At 72.3% G+C, this 18,216-nt stretch carries 15 protein-coding genes; 10 read left to right on the top strand and 5 right to left on the bottom strand.

Annotation, left to right across the window (positions count from 1 at the left end; all coding sequences use genetic code 11):
* Positions 1 to 61: 61 nt before the first annotated feature.
* On the bottom strand, positions 62 to 1,483 hold the full coding sequence (gene radA, locus AC1DQC_RS13665) for a DNA repair protein RadA (protein WP_477051789.1): 1,422 nt from the start codon (positions 1,481 to 1,483) through the stop codon (positions 62 to 64).
* A 94-nt stretch (positions 1,484 to 1,577) separates the two neighbouring features.
* On the opposite strand from radA, the gene AC1DQC_RS13660 reads away from it, so the two are divergent.
* The 4 genes from AC1DQC_RS13660 (at position 1,578) to AC1DQC_RS13645 (ending at position 5,713) form a co-directional block, all read left to right on the top strand.
* A complete protein-coding gene (locus tag AC1DQC_RS13660) occupies positions 1,578 to 2,222 on the top strand; it encodes a TetR/AcrR family transcriptional regulator (RefSeq protein WP_477051788.1) in 645 nt (214 codons plus the stop codon).
* A 2-nt stretch (positions 2,223 to 2,224) separates the two neighbouring features.
* Entirely contained in the window at positions 2,225 to 3,202 is a 978-nt protein-coding gene (locus AC1DQC_RS13655) for an ABC transporter ATP-binding protein (protein ID WP_477051787.1), read from the top strand.
* Entirely contained in the window at positions 3,199 to 4,815 is a 1,617-nt protein-coding gene (locus AC1DQC_RS13650) for an ABC transporter permease (RefSeq protein ID WP_477051786.1), read from the top strand. Before AC1DQC_RS13655 ends, AC1DQC_RS13650 begins: the two co-directional genes overlap by 4 nt.
* A gap of 67 nt (positions 4,816 to 4,882) precedes the next feature.
* Positions 4,883 to 5,713: a hypothetical protein gene (locus AC1DQC_RS13645; protein ID WP_477051785.1), complete on the top strand. Its 831-nt coding sequence runs from the start codon at positions 4,883 to 4,885 to the stop codon at positions 5,711 to 5,713.
* A 192-nt stretch (positions 5,714 to 5,905) separates the two neighbouring features.
* Here AC1DQC_RS13645 and AC1DQC_RS13640 read toward each other — a convergent pair whose 3' ends face one another.
* From AC1DQC_RS13640 to AC1DQC_RS13625, 4 genes are all read right to left on the bottom strand, one after another.
* Positions 5,906 to 6,286 carry a VOC family protein gene (locus tag AC1DQC_RS13640; RefSeq protein ID WP_477051784.1) on the bottom strand — a complete coding sequence of 127 codons (381 nt, stop codon included), beginning with the start codon at positions 6,284 to 6,286 and terminating at the stop codon, positions 5,906 to 5,908.
* 237 nt (positions 6,287 to 6,523) lie between these two features.
* Positions 6,524 to 8,074 (bottom strand): sensor histidine kinase, encoded by a 1,551-nt coding sequence (locus tag AC1DQC_RS13635; RefSeq protein ID WP_477051783.1) that lies wholly within the window; start codon positions 8,072 to 8,074, stop codon positions 6,524 to 6,526.
* A 14-nt stretch (positions 8,075 to 8,088) separates the two neighbouring features.
* Positions 8,089 to 8,826: a response regulator transcription factor gene (locus tag AC1DQC_RS13630; protein ID WP_477051782.1), complete on the bottom strand. Its 738-nt coding sequence runs from the start codon at positions 8,824 to 8,826 to the stop codon at positions 8,089 to 8,091.
* A 62-nt stretch (positions 8,827 to 8,888) separates the two neighbouring features.
* The gene (locus AC1DQC_RS13625; RefSeq protein WP_477051781.1) at positions 8,889 to 9,542 is read right to left on the bottom strand and encodes a TetR/AcrR family transcriptional regulator; all 654 of its coding nucleotides are present in this window, start codon (positions 9,540 to 9,542) and stop codon (positions 8,889 to 8,891) included.
* A gap of 99 nt (positions 9,543 to 9,641) precedes the next feature.
* Here AC1DQC_RS13625 and AC1DQC_RS13620 point away from each other — a divergent pair, with 99 nt between their 5' ends.
* The 6 genes from AC1DQC_RS13620 (at position 9,642) to AC1DQC_RS13595 (ending at position 18,155) form a co-directional block, all read left to right on the top strand.
* A complete protein-coding gene (locus AC1DQC_RS13620) occupies positions 9,642 to 12,170 on the top strand; it encodes a beta-d-glucosidase (RefSeq protein ID WP_477051780.1) in 2,529 nt (842 codons plus the stop codon).
* Between the two features lie 121 nt (positions 12,171 to 12,291).
* Positions 12,292 to 13,980 (top strand): ABC transporter substrate-binding protein, encoded by a 1,689-nt coding sequence (locus AC1DQC_RS13615; RefSeq protein WP_477051779.1) that lies wholly within the window; start codon positions 12,292 to 12,294, stop codon positions 13,978 to 13,980.
* Between the two features lie 16 nt (positions 13,981 to 13,996).
* The gene (locus tag AC1DQC_RS13610) at positions 13,997 to 15,088 is read left to right on the top strand and encodes an ABC transporter ATP-binding protein (RefSeq protein WP_477051778.1); all 1,092 of its coding nucleotides are present in this window, start codon (positions 13,997 to 13,999) and stop codon (positions 15,086 to 15,088) included.
* Positions 15,085 to 16,062: an ABC transporter permease gene (locus AC1DQC_RS13605; RefSeq protein WP_477051777.1), complete on the top strand. Its 978-nt coding sequence runs from the start codon at positions 15,085 to 15,087 to the stop codon at positions 16,060 to 16,062. Before AC1DQC_RS13610 ends, AC1DQC_RS13605 begins: the two co-directional genes overlap by 4 nt.
* Positions 16,063 to 16,065: 3 nt before the next feature.
* Positions 16,066 to 17,058 (top strand): ABC transporter permease, encoded by a 993-nt coding sequence (locus tag AC1DQC_RS13600; protein WP_477051776.1) that lies wholly within the window; start codon positions 16,066 to 16,068, stop codon positions 17,056 to 17,058.
* A complete protein-coding gene (locus AC1DQC_RS13595; protein WP_477051775.1) occupies positions 17,055 to 18,155 on the top strand; it encodes an ABC transporter ATP-binding protein in 1,101 nt (366 codons plus the stop codon). The genes AC1DQC_RS13600 and AC1DQC_RS13595 overlap by 4 nt, the downstream gene beginning before the upstream one ends.
* Positions 18,156 to 18,216: the final 61 nt, after the last annotated feature.

The following is an 18,216-nucleotide window of genomic DNA, read 5'->3' as shown; positions in this document are numbered from 1 at the left end:
TCGAGGATTCTTTTGGGCCCGTGCGGAGGGCATCGCAGCCGTCGCGACGAAGCCAGCGACGTCAGCGCGAGCCGCTCGCTGCGACGTCCGGGACCAGTCCCGCGGCGGTGACGGCCTCGATGAGGTCGGCGGCCATGAGCGCGGTGAGCCCTGCGGGCGGCGTCGCGCCGTCCAGCGCTCCCGCCGGCACGATCGCGCGCGTGAACCCGAGCCGAGCGGCCTCGCCCAGTCGGCGTCCGACACCCGACACGGTCCGGATCTCACCGGCCAGCCCGATCTCACCGATGGCAACGAGACCCCGGGGCAGCGGCACGTTCTCGCGCGAGCTGAGCGCGGCCAGCGCGAGGGCGAGGTCGGCGCCGGGCTCGGCGACGCGAGCCCCGCCGATGGTCGAGACGTAGACGTCCTGGTCCGCCAGCCGCGCGCCGAGCCGGCGCTGCAGCACCGCGAGCACCATCGCGAGGCGGCTGCTGTCGACGCCGCTGGTGGTCCGGCGGGGGTTGGGGACCGCGCTGGGCGCCACGAGCGACTGCACCTCGGTGACCAGGGGTCGGCGACCCTCGAGCGTCACCGTCAGGCACGTGCCCGGCACCGCGTGCAGCGCCTGCGACACGAACAGGCCGCTGGGGTCCGGCAGCCCGACGATCCCTGACTCGGAGAGGTCGAAGCAGCCGACCTCGTCGGTCGGGCCGTAGCGGTTCTTGGTCGCGCGGAGCATGCGCAGGCGCGAGTGCCGCTCGCCCTCGAACTGGCAGACCACGTCCACCAGGTGCTCGAGCGTCCGCGGCCCGGCGACCGACCCGTCCTTGGTCACGTGGCCGATGAGCACCACGGGCATGTCGCGGGCCTTGGCCGCCTGGATCACCGCGGTGGCCACCTCCCGCACCTGCGACACCCCGCCGGCCGTGCCCTCGACCTGCGCCGAGGCGATGGTCTGGATCGAGTCGAGCACCAGCAGGTCGGGCTCGACGTGCTCGATGTGCCCGAGGACCGTGCCCAGGTCGGTCTCCGCCGCCAGCAGCAGGCGCGGGTCCAGCGCGTGGATCCGGCCTGCGCGCAGGCGCACCTGAGCCGCCGACTCCTCGCCGGTCACGTACAGCACCTTGCGGCCTGTGCGGGCGGCGCGCGCCGCGACGTCGAGCAGCAGGGTCGACTTGCCGACGCCCGGCTCGCCGGCCAGCAGCACCACGGCCCCCGGCACGATGCCGCCACCGAGCACGCGGTCCAGCTCGTCGACACCCGTCGGCCGCGAGCGCGCCGTCTCGACGTCGATCTGGTCGATCGGCTGCGCCGGCGAGCGTGTGGGGGAGGTGGCGACCGTGCGCGGTGCGCCACCTCCCGGGCCGGTGTCCTCGACCACCGAGCCCCACGCCTGGCACTCGCCGCAGCGACCGACCCACTTGCTCGCGGTCCAGCCGCACTCGGTGCAGCGGAGCGCCGGACGGGCGCTGCGGTCGGGGCGCTTGGCGGAGGTCGAGGTCACGCGTCGCACGCTAGCCGCAGGCTCCGACACGGCCGGCCGGCCGCGCCGCCCACGGGCCTTGCACTCGACTGAACGCGTGTTTAGTGTGGTGAACATGCGTTCAGAGGACCTCACCGCCCGGGCCCGCATCCGCGACGCGGCCGTCGCGCGGTTCGGGCGCGACGGGTTCCGTGCCTCCGTGCGCGCCATCGCGGAGGACGCCGGCGTCAGCGCGGGCCTCGTCATCCATCACTTCGGATCGAAGGACGCGCTGCGCGCCGAGTGCGACGAGCACGTGCTCCGCGTGATCCGCCAGGAGAAGTCGTCGGCGATCGCGGAGAAGTCCCCCGCCGAGACGATCGGGATGCTGGCCGGTGTGCAGGAGTACGCACCGCTCTTCGCCTACATCGTCCGCAGCCTGATGGACGGCGGGGCGCTCGCGGCGCACTTCGTCGACGGGCTCATGGACGACGCCGCGGCGTACCTGGAGGCGGGCGAGGCGGCCGGCACGGTGCGCCCGACGGCAGATCCGCCCGGGCGCGCGCGGCAGGTCGTCGCCGCCCAGGTCGGTCTGATCGTGATGGCGCAGCTCGACGCTGCCGCCGGCCGCGGCGTCGCGCCCACCGAGGACCCCGGCAAGGCCATCGAGCAGCTGACGACCGTGAGCATGCTCGCCGGCCTGGAGCTCTACACGCACGGGCTGTTCACCGACAGCGCCTACCTCGACGCCTACCTGCAGTACCGACAGAAGGACCGGTAGTCATGACCGAGAATGCGATCGCCGTCAGCGGGCTCGTCAAGTCGTTCGGCGCCAAGCGCGCGCTCGACGGCTTCGACCTCACCGTCCGCACGGGGGAGGTGCACGGCTTCCTGGGGCCCAACGGCGCGGGGAAGTCGACCACCATCCGCGTGCTCCTGGGTCTGCTCAAGGCCGACGCCGGCGAGGTCCGGCTGCTCGGTGGGGACCCGTGGCGCGACGCGGTCGCGCTGCACCGCCGGCTCGCCTACGTGCCGGGCGAGGTCAACCTCTGGCCCAACCTCACGGGCGGTGAGTCGATCGACGTGCTCGGGCGCCTGCGCGGCGGCCTGGACCCGAAGCGTCGCGACGCCCTGGTCGACCGGTTCGAGCTGGACCCCCGGATCAAGGGCCGCGCGTACTCGAAGGGCAACCGGCAGAAGGTCGCGCTGGTCGCGGCGCTGGCGGCGGACGTCGAGCTGCTGCTCATGGACGAGCCGACCAGCGGCCTGGACCCCCTGATGGAGGCGGTGTTCCAGCAGGTGGTGCACGAGGCCGCCGCCGACGGGCGCACCGTGCTGCTGTCCAGCCACATCCTGGCCGAGGTCGAGGCCCTGTGCCGGCGCGTGACGATCATCCGGCAGGGTCGCGCGGTCCAGAGCGGCTCGCTCGAGGAGCTGCGCAGCCTGACGCGCACGACGGTCACCGTCGGGCTCCGCGACGCCGACGAGGCCGAGCGCGCGCTCGCGGAGGTCGGCTCCGTGCAGCACGTCCAGCGGGCCGACGGGCACCTGACCGTGGACGTCGACACGGCCTCGCTCAACGACGTGCTCGTGCGACTGACCACCTTCGGCGTCCAGTCGCTGACCGCGCACCCGCCGACGCTGGAGGACCTGTTCCTGCGCGAGTACAGCGACGAGCTGGCCACGCTGGGCGTCGGAGACGCAGCAGGGACGAGCGTCGGAGACGCAGCAGGCACGAGCGTGCCGGAGGCGTCCCGATGACCACGGCGGTGGACGTCGGCGGCAGCGAGCTCACCGGGACCCGCCACCTGGTCCGTGTCGCCCTGCGGCTCGACCGCTGGCGCACCCTGATCTGGGCCGTCGCCGTGGCCGGGCTGACGCAGGTGTCGGTCAGCTCGCTCTCGCAGGTCTACACGACGCCCGAGGCGCTCGCCGGCCGCGCCCAGCTCATCTCGTCGCCCGCGGCGACCGCCCTGGCGGGCCCCGGGTACGGGCTGGACAACTACACGGTCGGCGCGATGACGGCCAACGAGCTGGGCCTCTGGATCATGATCCCGGTCGCGATCATGGCCCTGCTGACGGTCACGCGGCACCTGCGCGCCGAGGAGGAGGACGGCCGTCTGGAGCTGGTGCGGTCGGGCCCCGTCGGCCGCGACGCGCCGGTGGTCGCCGGTCTCGTCGCCGCAGTCGTCGCCACCGTCGCGGTCGGCGGCCTGACGTTCCTGGCCCTCCTGTCGACCGAGCTCGACCCGGTCGGGTCGCTGGCGCTCACGGGTGGCATCGTCATGGTCGGGCTCGTCTTCGCGGGTGTCTCGGCCGTCGCCTCGCAGCTCACGGCGCACGCCCGCGCGGCCACGTCGCTGGGCATGGCCGTGCTCGGCGTCGCGTTCCTGCTGCGAGCCGTGGGCGACGTGCGCGGCCCCGAGAGCACGAGCGTCCTCACGTGGCTCTCGCCCTTCGGCTGGGCGCAGGCGACGCGCGCGTACGTCGACGAGCGGTTCTGGCCGCTGGCCATCGGACTCGTCGTCGCCGCGGCCCTCGTCGTCGTCGCGTTCGCGCTGGTCGGGCGTCGCGACCTCGGCACCGGGCTGCTGGCCGAGCGGCTCGGGCGCCCGCGGGCGTCGGCACGCCTGACTGGGATGGTTGCCCTGACGCTGCGTCGCCAGACCGGCTCGATCCTGTCCTGGGGCCTGGGCATCGTCATCATGGGCGGGTTCATCGGCCTGCTGGCGGGCTCGCTGGTGGACTTCATCGCCGACGAACCGCAGCTGGCGCAGATCTTCCCCGGCGGCGCCAACGGTGCGGCCGCGTCGGCCTTCTCGCTCTACACCGTGTTCCTCGCGGTCACGGCGGGGGCGTACGCCGCGACCGCGGTCGGCGCGGCGCGCTCGGAGGAGGTCGCGACCCGCGGTGCGATGGTGCTGGCCGGTCCCGTCTCGCGGGTGCGCTGGCTGGGATCCCAGGTAGGTGTCGCCGGGGTCGCGGCGGCGCTGATGATGCTCGTGACCGGCGTGCTCATGGGCGCCCTGGCGGCGGTGTCCCTCGGCGAGGGGTCGTGGGTCGGCAGGCTCCTCGGCGCGGCGGCCGTCACCCTGCCCGCGATCGGCATCCTGCTCGGCCTGGCGGTCGTCGTCATGGGCGTGGCTCCCCGCGCGTTCGGGCTCGTGTGGGCCTACGTCGCGTACGTGGCCGTCGTCGGGCTGTTCGGGCAGCTCCTCCCCGACGGCACCGACGCCCTCTCGCCGTTCACGTACACGCCGCAGCTCCCGGCCGAGGCGATGGACTGGCCGCCGGTGCTCGTGCTCTGCGTGGTCGCGGTCGGGTTGATCTGGGGAGGGCTCGCCGCATTCCGGCGCCGTGACGTCGTGGGGTGAGGTCGCGTCGGTAGGCTGCGGGTCGTCCGACGAGGGTTCGGGCGATGCGATGCAAGGGGGAGCCCCGATGAGCGACACCGGCCGTCCCGGCCCCGAGCGGCCGACGCCACCGCCGATCACCAGCTGGCAGGCGCAGCCGCCGACCACTCCGGTGCCGCCGACCCCGTCGCCCTCCCCGGGTCCCGCACCCGCCACGCCCGCGTTCGCACCCGTTCCCGGCGCGTCGGCGCCGCAGGCGTCCACGGCGCCGACCATCGAGCAGGAGCCGCCCGCGGCGGCGTCGTCCGGGCGGCCCCGCTGGCTGATCCCGGTCATCATCGGCGTCGTTGTCCTCGTCGCCGCCGCGATCATCATCGCGATCGTCACCAGCTCGAAGGGCGACTCGACGGAGACCCCGCCGCCGGCCGCCGCGTCCACCGTGCTGCTGCCGTCCCCGACGCCGACCGTCGCCCCCGTGGCCCGCACGGCGACGACAGCCTTCGCCTCGGCGTTGCCCACGAGCGTCCTGCAGTACGCGCTCGCCACGTCGGCCGCCGACACCGAGTGGCAGGGCGCCGGTGCGATCGAGGCGTACACCGAGACCTACACCGACGGGGGCAGCGGGACCGTCACCGTGCGGTCGGGCCAGTGGGAGACGCCCGAGGAGGCGACGGCCTTCGCGGCGACGCTCGTCGCGGCCCTCCCGGCCGCGGCGCCCTCCCCGTCGGCGTCGGCCGACGGTCCGACCCTGCCGGCGAGCGGGGATGTCACCGCGGGCGGCGCGAAGGCCGGCACGTACTCGATCGCCGACGCCGGCGACGGCAACGGCATCGCCGTCTGGACCAACGGCTCGACGGTCTTCCAGGCCACGGTCCCGGTCGCGGACGTCGTCGACTTCTACAACGCGTTCCCGCTGTAGGCCGCGCCGAACCCGACATGAGTGACGCCTGAGCGCGTCCGGACGTCACTCATGTCGGGCTCGTCCGGCGACGCGCCCGACCGACGCCCGGCGCAGCGTGCCCGCGGCATGTCGCGAGGGCGACCAGGCCATGAGCGTCGCCATCCGGCGCGATGGCGACGCTCATGGCCTGCTCGGTCTCTGGAGCGGTGGTCAGCTGGCCGCGATGATCGACAGGACGTTGCCCGCGGGGTCCGTGAACCACGCGATCAGCGGGCCGCCCTTGCGGAAGACGAAGTCGTCGTCTGTCTCACCCGGCGTCCCCTCGTACTTCTCGAACCGGACCCCGCGCTCGCGCAGCTCCGCCACCGTGCCGGGCACGTCCTCGACGGGGAAGTTGAGCACGGTGTACGTCGCCGGCGTGTGCGCGGACCCCTTGGGATAGACGAGCACGTCGTGGCCGCCCTCGAAGTGCAGGAAGAGCATCCCGTTCTCCTCCGTGACGTCGAGCCCGAGCACGTCGGCGTAGAACGCCCGCGCCGCCGGGACGTCGTCGGTCGAGAACCCGCTGAACGCCTTGCTGAGATCAGCCATCACCACTCCTCGGAGAATCCGTCGGCCATCGGGACCAGGCTCCCGTGCCCCGACGATCCCGGCCACCGGGAACCGGGACGTCCGCGCTTGGTGGTGCGGGACGTCCGCGCTTAGTGGGGTCCTGACCCGTAGATGTGCGGACATTGGCGGTGGGGGTGGGGGACGTCCGCGCTTAGTGGGGTCCTGACCCGTAGATGTGCGGACGTTGGCGTGTTCGCCGTGTGGGCCGCGTGTGCGTCAGAGGCGTGCGGGGGTGCGGGCGGCTGGGGTCGGGGCTGTCGTCAGGGCGGCCGGGAGCGTGACGGTGAACGTGGTGCCGCGGCCGACGCTGGTGACGCTGTCGACCGTGATGCTGCCGCCGTGGGCCGTGACCACGGCGTGGACGATGGCGAGGCCCAGGCCGGTGGAGCCGGTGGCGCTGTTGCGGGAGGCGTCGCCGCGGGTGAAGCGCTGGAACAGGCTCTCGCGCAGGGCGGCCGGGATGCCGGGTCCGTCGTCGGCGACCTGGACCACGACCGCAGCGCCGGTCCGGCGGACGCGGACCGTCACGGCGGTGCCGGCGGGCGTGTGCAGCCGCGCGTTGGAGAGCAGGTTCGCGAGCACCTGGCGCAGGCGGTGGTCGTCGCCGGCCACGAGGAGGAGGTCGTCGTCGTCGGAGGGATCGGGCAGGTCGAGCCGCCAGTCGTGGTCGGGGCCGGCGGCGTGGGCGTCGGTGACGGCGTCGATGGCGAGCACGGTCAGGTCCACGGGTTCCGACGYCAGCGGGCGGCCGGCGTCGAGGCGCGCGAGCAGCAGCATGTCCTCGAGCAGGGCGGTCATGCGCAGGGACTCGGACTCGACGCGCGACATGGCCTGCAGGGCGCCGACGGGCAAGTCCTCGGGCGAGCGCCGGACCAGCTCGGCGTACCCGCGGATCGAGGCGAGCGGGGTGCGCAGCTCGTGGCTGGCGTCGGCGACGAACTGGCGCACCTGCGACTCGGACTCGTGCCGGGAGGCGAGGGCCCGCTCGACGTGCCCGAGCAGCTCGTTGAGCGCGGCGCCGACCTGGCCGACCTCGGTGGCGGGGTCGGTGTCCTGGGCGGGCACGCGGTCGGCGAGGACGACCTCGCCGCGGTCGAGGGGGAGCTTGGCGACGCGGTTGGCGGTGCCGACCACGCGGTCCAGGGGCCGCAGCTCGCGGCGGACGAGCACGAGCCCGGCGGCGGCGGCGCAGAGCAGGGCGAGGGCGGCGACGACGACCTCGACGACGACGAACGTGGTGACGGTGCTGGTCACGGCGGCGGAGGGCAGCGCGGTGACGCTCGTCGTGCCGGTGTCCGAGAGGGTGGCGACGGCCCGGTACGCGCCGAGCCCGGTGAGGCTGATCGAGACGGGCTGCCCGTCGGTGGGGACGGCGAGCATCTGCTCGACCTGGGTCGGGGTGAGCGCGGTGGGCGTGCCGTCGTCGGCGACGTAGCCGGCCTGGAACACCGTGAGGTCGGCGGGGTCGACGCCCGCAGGCTGCTCGACGTTGACGGTGCCGGCGTCCTGCCCGGGCCGGACGGTGACCGTCCCGTCCGTCGGAGGCGCGAAGATCGGGCCCGCGGACGGGTTGCCGCCGACCTGGCGGCCCGGGAAGTCCGCGGCACGCCGGTTGGCGGCGGCCAGCTTCTCGTCCAGCTGGGTGATCAGCGAGCTGTGCAGCGCGAGCGTCGAGATGGTTCCCATGGCGGCCGCGACGACGGCGACGAGCGCGACGACGACCACGACCAGTCGTCGGCGCAGCGTCCACCGCGGCCGGGTGCCCATGCCGACGGCCACTCTCAGGTGGAGGGCTTCAGCACGTAGCCGACCCCGCGCAGGGTGTGCAGCATCGGCGTGCGCCCCTTGTCGATCTTGCGGCGCAGGTAGGACACGTAGAGCTCGACGATGTTGGCCTGGCCGCCGAAGTCGTACTGCCAGACACGGTCGAGGATCTGGGCCTTCGACAGCACGCGCTTGGGGTTGCGCATGAAGTAGCGGAGCAGCTCGAACTCGGTCGCGGTGAGGCGGATGTCCTCGCCGCCGCGGGTCACCTCGTGGCTGTCCTCGTCCATGGTCAGGTCGCCGACGACGAGCACGGCCTCCTCGCGGGACGACACGGCACCCGTGCGGCGCAGGAGGGCGCGCAGCCGCGCGACGACCTCCTCGAGGCTGAACGGCTTGGTGACGTAGTCGTCGCCACCGGCGGTGAGGCCGGCGATCCGGTCCTCGACGGCGTCCTTGGCGGTGAGGAACAGGACGGGGACGTTGGGGTGCGTGGCGCGCACGCGGCGCAGCACGTCGATGCCCGACAGGTCCGGCAGCATGACGTCCAGCACGATGACGTCGGGGTCGAGGGCCTTGGMGGCGCGGACGGCGGCGTGGCCGCTCAGCGCGTGGTCCACCTGCCAGCCCTCGTAGCGCAGGGCGGTGGAGAGCAGCTCGGCCAGGGTGGGCTCGTCGTCGACCACGAGCGCACGGACGGGGGAGCCGTCGGCACGGGTCAGGGCGTCCGGTCGGCGGAGGGTGGTCGTCGTCATGACCACAGACTCGAACTGCTTCCTGGCGGCAGCCTGGAGCGAACCTGTGAAATGTCTGAGGGTCAGTCCAGCGGGTGCGGGCGATCCGAACCGAGCAGAGCGGCGGCGAGGATCGCCTCGATGGCGAACTGCGTGGCGGCCGGCAGGTCGACGCCGTCGTCGAGGAGCCACTGCACCTGCAGCCCGTCCATGACGCCGATGATCGAGCTGGCCGCGCACGCCGCGACGTCGTCGGGCACGGTGCCGCCGCCGACCTCCATGATCGCCGCCTGGATCTCCCCGCGCAGGATGGTGAACCGGTCGGTCACCCACGCGCGGGCGGGGTGGTTCTCGGTGACGGACTCGCCGGTGAGCACCGAGTAGCCCTGCACGATGCCCGGGCGATCGACGTTCATCCGCGCGGTGCGCATGAGGTGCCGGAACAGCTCCATGCCGTTCGGGATGTGCTGGCCCTCGAGGTCGCGGACGTCCTCCTTGTCGCGGAACTCGAGCACCTCGACGAGGAGCTGCTCCTTCGAGCCGAAGTGGTGCAGCACGCCGGCGTGGGTGATGCCGACCTGCTCGGCGACCTCCGTGAGCGACCCGTTCTTGTACCCCTTGGACCCGAAGGTGTTGGCGGCGGCCCGCAGGATCTCCGCCCGGCGCTCGGCGGTGGCCTGGCGGGGCTGCCGCGCGCGGCGCTTCGGCGCTGCGGCGGGGGGAACGTCGTCGTCCATGACTGAAACCATACTGTGATCATCGCACTTACTGACAGGTCAGTAAGTTGTGCTTTCATTCTCGGCAGAAGACAACGACGTCCGATCGGAGCACGCGCTGTGTCACTCGACACGGCCACCCAGCCGCCCACGGCTGAACGGCCTCTCTCGCCCCTCGACGGGCTGCTGGCTGCCCTCTCCCTGGAGGAGAAGGTCCGCCTCGTCGTCGGCGCCGGGCTCTGGTCCACCACCGCGATCCCGCACATCGGCCTGCGGGCCATGCACGTCTCCGACGGCCCCGCCGGCGTGCGCGGCGTGTCCGAGTCCGCCGACGAGACGTCGGCGTCCTTCCCCGCGCCCAGCGCGCTGGCCGCGACCTGGGACGTCGACCTCGCCGACGAGCTCGGGCACGTGTTCGCCGCCGAGGCGCGCCGCCACGGCGTCGACGTCGTGCTCGCCCCGCAGGTGAACCTGCAGCGCACGCCCGTCGGCGGGCGGCACTTCGAGTGCTACTCCGAGGACCCGCTGCTGACCGGCGCGATCGCCGTGCACGTCGTCCGCTCGGCGCAGGACCGCGGCGTCGGCATGTGCGTCAAGCACTTCGTCGCCAACGACTCCGAGACGCAGCGCACCACGTACCTGTCGCGCGTCGACGAGAAGACGCTGCGCGAGGTCTACCTCGCGCCGTTCGAGCAGCTCGTGCACGAGGCGCAGGCGTGGTCGGTCATGAGCGCGTACTCGGGCGTCGACGACGGGACGACGGCCGCGACGGTCGCCGAGCACCGCCCGCTGCTCACCGGGGTGCTCAAGGACGAGTGGGGCTTCGACGGCGTCGTCCTGAGCGACTGGGTGGCCACGAAGTCGGTGGCCGGCGCCGCCGAGGGCGGGCTCGACCTGCAGATGCCCGGGCCCGACGGACCGTGGGGCGACGGCCTGCTCGACGCCGTGCGCGCCGGCGAGGTCAGCGAGGCGCTTCTCGACGAGAAGGTCGTGCGCCTGCTGCGCCTGGCCCAGCGCGTGGGCGCCCTCGAGGGCGTCGAGCCGTCCGGGGCCGACCGCGACCGCGTGGCCGACGTCGACGTGCGTGGCGTGCTGCGCGAGCTGGGGTCGCGGTCGATGGTGGTGCTCCGCGACGACGAGCACGCGCTGCCCGTCTCACCCGACGACGTCACCCGGATCGCCCTGCTCGGGCCCAACGCCGTTCACCCGTTCGTGCAGGGCGGCGGCTCGGCGTTCGTCCGTCCGGACCACCTGTCGACGCCCGAGGCCGCGCTGCGCGAGGCGTTCGGCGAGGTCGAGATCGCGACGCACCCCGGCGCGGTGTCCCGGCTGCTGCCCCCGTCGCTCGACCTCGCGGGCCGGTGCACCACGCCCGAGGGGCACGTCGGCGCGCTCGGCGAGCTGCTCGACGCCGACGGCACCGTGCTCACCGCCGCCGACGTGACCGAGTGGAACGGCTGGCTGCGCGAGGTCCCCGGCCCCGCCGCCGCGCTGCGCATCCGCACCACGGTCCGCCTGGACGAGCCGGGACGGCACGAGGTGGGCGTCGGCACGGTCGGCAAGCACTCGATCACCGTCGGCGGGCAGGTGCTCTCGACCGGCGACCGCGTCGTCGGGGCCGAGGTCATCCTGGACTCCAGCGTGAACCAGCCGCCGCCGGCCACCCTGGTCATCGACGTGACCGAGCCGACGACGGTTGAGATCGACGCCGTCGTGCAGGCGGTCCACCCGGTCGGGTACGCGAGCTTCGCCCGCGCCGAGCTGGTGCACCGGGTGCCCGGCACGTCGCCCGACGAGCTGCTCGCGGTCGCCGTCGACGCCGCCGCCGCGGCCGACCTCGCTGTCGTCGTCGTCGGGACGAACGAGGAGATCKAGTCCGAGGGCTACGACCGCACGAGCCTCGCGCTGCCCGGCACGCAGGACCAGCTGGTCAAGGCCGCGCTCGCCGCGAACCCCCGCACGATCGTCGTCGTCAACGCCGGCGCCCCGGTGCTGCTGCCCTGGCTGGACGAGGTGCCGTGCGTGGTGTGGGCGTGGCTCGGCGGCCAGGAGTGGCCCGAGGCGCTCGCGGACGTGCTCACCGGCGTCACCGAGCCGACCGGTCGGCTGCCCTGGACGCTCCCGGCGCACGAGTCGGACGTGCCGGTGCCCGACGCGGTCCCGGTCGACGGTGTCGTCGAGTACCACGAGGGCATCCACGTCGGGTACCGCTCGTGGCTCCGGCTGGACCGCACCCCCGCGGCGCCCTTCGGTCACGGCCTCGGCTGGACCACGTGGGAGTACGACGCCGTGACGACGGAGCTCGAGCCCGACGGGTCCGTCGTCCTGGACGTCACCGTCCGCAACACCGGCGCCCGTGACGGGCGCGAGGTGGTCCAGGTGTACGTCGAGCCGCCAGGTGAAGGCACAGCAGGGGGCGTCGCTGATCGTCCTTCCCGCTGGCTCGGCGGCTTCGCTGTCGTGCACGCCGCCGCTGGCGCGCACGCACACGTCCAGGTGCGGGTCGACGCGCGAGCGTTCCGCACCTGGGACTCGGCACAGCCCGGCTGGGTGACCCCGGCCGGTACCTACCCGATCCGCGTAGGCCGGTCCTCGACCGACCTGCGCCTCACGGTCGACGTGGCCCTCCCCAGGACCGCGCCGGCGTAGTCGCACAGACCTGCAGCCCGACCAGGCACAGCAGCTCCGGTCCGACGAGATCCGCAGTCCCGTCGGGCCGGTACCAGAAGTGAACGACCCGCAGTTCCGACATCAGTGCAAGGAGGCACTCGTGAGAATCCGCAAGCTCTCGACGGTGGTCGCTACGGCAGCCACCCTCGCGTTGCTCGCCACCGCCTGCTCCGGCGGCGGGGGCAGCAGCGACGACTCGTCCGGCGGTACCGGTGGCGCCTCGGACAAGATCCTGACGATCGGCATGCCGAACGGCCCGCAGCAGCCCAACCAGAACCCGCTCGCGACCGGCTCCGCGTCGCTCTCGCTCGGGTACGCGTTCGCTGTCTACGAGTCGCTCATGCAGGTCAACGAGCTCAAGCCGACGGACCCCCCGACGCCCTGGCTCGCCGAGTCCGTCGAGTGGAACCCCGACTCGACGCAGGCCGTGATCACCGCTCGCGACGGCGTCAAGTGGTCGGACGGCACGGACTTCACCGCCGACGACATCGCGTTCTCGATCCAGCTCCGCAAGGACAACAAGGAGCTGAACACCGACTTCCCCGACCAGTACGGCGACATCACGGTCGACGGCAACAAGGTCACGGTGAACTTCCTGTCGGGCCAGTACGTCAACCGCGACAAGCTGCTCAAGCTCCTCATCGTCCCGAAGCACCTCTGGGACGGTCAGGACCCCGTCAAGTGGACCGACGACGAGATGGTGGGCACCGGCCCGTTCAAGCTCAAGTCGTTCACGCCGCAGTCGGTGACGCTCGAGCCGAACACGGACTACTGGGGCACCAAGCCGCTCGTCGGCACGCTCCGGTACGACACGTTCAACGACAACGCGGGTCTGACCACGGCCCTCACCACGGGTGAGGCGCAGTGGGGCTGGACGTTCATCCCGGACTTCGAGAACACGTTCATCGCCAAGGACCCCGACCACTTCCACCAGGTGGCGGGCGGCGGCTTCGGCGTCGACGTGCTCTACCTGAACAACGAGACGAAGCCGTTCAACGACGTGGCGTTCCGCAAGGCGCTGAACATGGTCGTGGACCGCGCGGACATCTCGGCGACCGCCGGCTACGGCGTGTGGCCGCAGATCAAGAGCGTGACCGGCCTGCCGCAGCCCTCGGGCGACGCGTTCATCTCGGACGCGTACGCGAACGACGAGCTGTCGGTCGACGTCGCGGGCGCCAAGCAGGTGCTCACCGACGCCGGCTACACGTGGGACGGCGACGCGCTGGTCGACCCCGACGGCGAGAAGGTCTCCTTCAAGCTGCAGAACCCGACCGGCTGGACCGACTACCTGGACGCGCTCGGCATCATAGGCGAGGGTGCCAAGGCGCTCGGCGCCGAGGCCACGGTCGAGGGCGTCGTGCAGGACACGTGGTTCAACGACATCATCCCCTTCGGCAACTTCCAGGCATCGCTGCACTGGACCGACGGTGGCTCGACGCCGTGGAACATGTACTCCAACATCATGGACGGCGCGTCCTACGTGCCGCTCGGTCAGTCGGCGACCTGGAACTTCGGTCGCTACCAGAACGACGAGGTCACCGCGGCGCTGGCCGACTTCAAGGCCGGCACCTCGGACGAGGACCGCGCCGCAGCCCTGGACGTCGTCCAGAAGCACTTCGTCGAGGACGTCCCGGGCCTGGTCATCTGGTCCCGCCCGGCCGTCGCGCAGTACTCGACGGTCAACTACACGGGCTTCCCGACCGATGAGGACCCGTACGCGAACCCGCAGCCGACGGGTCCGCAGAGTACCCACTCGCCCGCCGCACCCCGTGGCCGGCCCGCACACTGACACGCAAGGTGACCCGATGAGCTCCCCGCACGAAGATGCCCCAGTCCTGCAGGCGGTCGACCTGCGCAAGCACTTCCCCGTCCGCGGCTTCCGCTCGCACAAGGTCGTGCACGCCGTGGACGACGTGAACCTGTCCTTGTACCGCGGCAAGGTGGTCGCGCTGGTGGGGGAGTCGGGCTCCGGCAAGTCCACGATCGCCCGGCTGCTCGCGCAGCTGATGCCCGTCACGGGCGGGCAGCTCCTGCTGCACGGGCAGGACGCGACGGCGAAGAACCGTCGCGCGTTCGGCGCCTACGTGCGCCGGGTCCAGATGATCTTCCAGGACCCCTTCGGGTCGCTGAACCCCGTGCACACCGTCCGGTACACGCTCACCCGCAGCCTGAAGATCCACCGCGGCCGGCTGCGCGGCGTCGAGCTCGAGGCGGCGCTCGAGGAGCTGCTGGACCGCGTCCAGCTGCGCCCGGCCGCCCGGTACATCGACAAGTTCCCGCACGAGCTCTCCGGCGGGCAGCGCCAGCGCGTCGCCATCGCCCGCGCGCTCGCCGCGGACCCCGAGGTGCTGCTGGCCGACGAGCCGATCTCGATGCTCGACGTGTCGATCCGGCTCGGCATCCTCAACCTGCTGCGCGACCTGCGCGACCGCCTGCAGCTCGCGATCCTCTACATCACGCACGACATCGCATCGGCCCGGTACTTCGCGGACACGACGATGGTCATGTACGCGGGCCGGATCGTCGAGACCGGGGACTCCGAGTCGGTCACGCAGGACCCGAAGCACCCGTACACGCAGCTGCTGGTGCGTTCCGCGCCGGACCCGGACGACCTCGAGTCCCGCGCCCGCGGCGCCCGCGGCGAGGCGCCCAGCCTCGTCGCGCCGCCCAGCGGGTGCCGGTTCAACCCGCGCTGCCCGTTCGCCAACGACGTGTGCCGCACCGAGGTGCCGCCGCTCCTCTCGGTCGGCGAGGGACGGGAGGCCGCCTGCTGGGGCTACGCGGACCGCCCGGACCGCCCGTCGCTCGGCTCGGTGCTCGACGCGTACGGCGAGCGACCCGCGGTCGACGCGGCGCTCATCGCCGTGGTCGAGGCAGTGAAGGAGGGCGACCGATGAGGTTCGTCACGCGACGCATCGTGTTCTACCTGATCACCGCCTGGGCGGCGATCACCATCAACTTCTTCATCCCGCGGATCATGCCGGGCGATCCCGTGAGCGCCCTGATCGCGAAGAACCAGGGGCGCATCAGCCCCGACGCGGCCGAGGCCCTGCGCACGTTGTTCGGGCTGGACAAGAACATGTCGCTCTGGGACCAGTACGTCGAGTACTGGCGGCTGCTCCTGCACGGCAACCTCGGCATCTCGTTCACCTACATGACGCCCGTCATCGACGTGATCAAGCAGGCGCTGCCGTGGACCATCGGGCTCGTCGGCATCGCGACGCTCATCAGCTTCACCATCGGCACCCTGGTGGGCATGGGGATCGGCTGGCGCCGCGGCACCTGGGCCGACGGCCTGCTGCCGCTGTCGACGTTCTTCTCGTCGGTGCCGTACTTCTGGCTCGCGCTGATCGCCATCTCGCTGTTCTCGGTGACGCTCGGCTGGTTCCCGGCGAGCGGCAGCTACGACCGCAGCATGGTGCCCAACCTGTCGTGGGAGTTCGTGGGGTCCGTCATCTACTACGGGTTCCTGCCGGCGATGACGATCGTGGTGTCGTCGATCGCGGGCTGGATGCTCGGCATGCGCAACATGATGGTGACCGTGTCCTCCGAGGACTATGTGACCGTCGCGCAGGCCAAGGGCCTCAAGGAGCGGTCCGTCCAGATGGGCTACGCCGCGCGGAACGCGATCCTGCCGCAGGTGTCCAGCTTCGCCCTGTCGCTCGGCTTCATCGTCGGCGGCACCCTGGTCATGGAGATCGTCTTCTCGTACCAGGGCATCGGCTACTACCTGTTCAGCGCGGTCAACGCGAAGGACTACCCCCTCATGCAGGGCTGCTTCCTGGTGATCACCTTCGCGGTGCTGCTCGCCAACATCCTGGCCGACTTCGCCTACGGCGTGCTCGACCCCCGCACGCGACAGGAGGGCTGACACATGACTGTCGAAACCTCGATCTACGAGGACCTCGAGATCGCGCCGGACGCCACGCCCCCGCGCGCCGGCAAGCGCCGGTTCCTGTTCATGCGGAACACCAAGGCGCTCACCGGTCTGGTGATCCTCGGGTTCTTCTTCCTCATCGCCCTCATCGGGCCGTGGATCGCGCCGTACGACCCGAACAAGCGCAGCAAGGCGATCCTGCAGCCCCCCTCGTGGGAGCACCTCATGGGCACGACGCACCAGGGGCAGGACATCATGAGCCAGCTGATCCTCGGCACGCGCAGCGTGCTGGTGGTCGGGTTCGTGGCCGGCACCGTGGCGACAGTGATCGGCGTGATCGTCGGCGTGACCGCGGGCTACATCGGCGGGTTCGGCGACGAGGGCCTGTCCGCGCTGTCCAACGTGTTCCTGGTGATCCCGCAGCTCCCGCTCATCATCATCATCGCGGGGCAGCTGCCCTCGGCCGGCGGCCTGACCGTCGCGCTCGTCATCGCCGCGACCGGCTGGGCGTGGGGCGCGCGTGTGCTGCGGGCCCAGACGCTGTCGCTGCGGAAACGGGACTTCGTCGAGGCCGCGCGGGCCAACGGCGAGAGCACCTGGCGGATCATCACCGCGGAGATCCTGCCCAACCTCACGGCCATCATCGCGGCGGGCTTCGTCGGCACGGTCGGGTTCGCGGTCCTCTCGCAGATCACGCTGTCGTTCGTCGGCATCACGCCCACCAACGAGTGGAACTGGGGCACGGTCCTCTACTGGGCGCAGGCCCAGCTGGCCCTGCAGCGCGGCGCCTGGTGGTGGTTCGTCCCGGCCGGCCTGCTCATCGCGCTGCTCGGCACCGCGCTCGCGCTGGTGAACTTCGGCATCGACGAGTTCGTCAACCCGCGCCTGCGGTCGGTGGGCCTCAACGCCCGCACCATGCGCCAGCGCAAGATCCGTCCCCGCATCGGCTTCACGCCGGTCGTCGACGAGGCCAAGGAGGACCGGGCATGAGCGCCGTCGCAGCCCAGCGGGCGTTCCGGGCGAACGCCGCCGCCACCGATCCCGTGCTCGAGATCAAGAACCTCTCGGTCGACTACGGGTACGACGACGACCCGACGCACGTGCTGCGCCAGGTGTCGCTGACGCTGAACCGCGGCGAGGTGCTCGGCCTGGCCGGCGAGTCGGGATGCGGCAAGTCGACGCTCGCCTACGCGGCGACGCGCCTGCTCCCGCCGCCGGGGCTCATCACGGGCGGCGAGGTCATCTTCACCGACCGCTCCGGGCAGCAGACCGACATCCTCACGCTCAACGACAACGAGCTGCGTGCCACCCGCTGGCAGGACCTCGCGATCGTGTTCCAGGGGGCGATGAACTCGCTCAACCCGGTGTTCCGGATCGGCCGGCAGATCGCCGACGCCATCACCGCGCACCTGCCGGGCGTCAGCAAGAAGGAGGCGCTCGAGCGGGCCGGCGGGATGCTCGAGCTGGTCGGCATCTCCGCGGACCGCCTGCGGGACTACCCGCACCAGCTGTCCGGCGGCATGCGGCAGCGCGTGATGATCGCGATGGCGCTGGCCCTCGACCCGCAGGTGCTGATCATGGACGAGCCGACCACGGCGCTCGACGTGGTCATGCAGCGCCAGATCGTGGAGCAGATCGCGGAGCTGCGGGACCGGCTCGGGTTCTCGGTCATCTTCATCACCCACGACGTCTCGCTGCTCATCGAGATCGCCGACCGCATCGCGATCATGTACGCCGGCGAGATCGTCGAGGACGCCTCGGCGCAGGACATGTACCGACGCCCGCGGCACCCGTACTCCGACGCGCTCCTGCACTCGTTCCCGCCCCTGCGCGGGCCGCGGCGCGAGCTCACCGGCATCCCCGGCTCGCCCCCGGACATGTCGAACCTGCCCTCGGGCTGCCCGTACCGGGACCGCTGCGCGCACGCGTTCGACGCCTGCGCCGTGGTGACCCCGGAGCTCGTCGCGCCCCTGGTCGAGGGCGACGACCCCCGCCGGTCGGTCGCGTGCCTGCTGCACGACCCGCAGGCCGTCGAGGCGGCCGGCTTCGAGCCGAAGCCCGTGCCCGTGGAGCTCTCGCTCCGCTGACCCCGATCCCCGCCCCGTCCCGGGACCTCCGTCGCGGCCACCCTCTCCACGGGGTGGCGCG

The sequence above is a fragment of the Cellulomonas sp. P4_H12 genome (genome assembly GCF_056400905.1).
The sequence above is the reverse complement of the archived record's forward strand: the minus strand, read 5'-3'. Positions and strand labels throughout refer to the sequence as shown.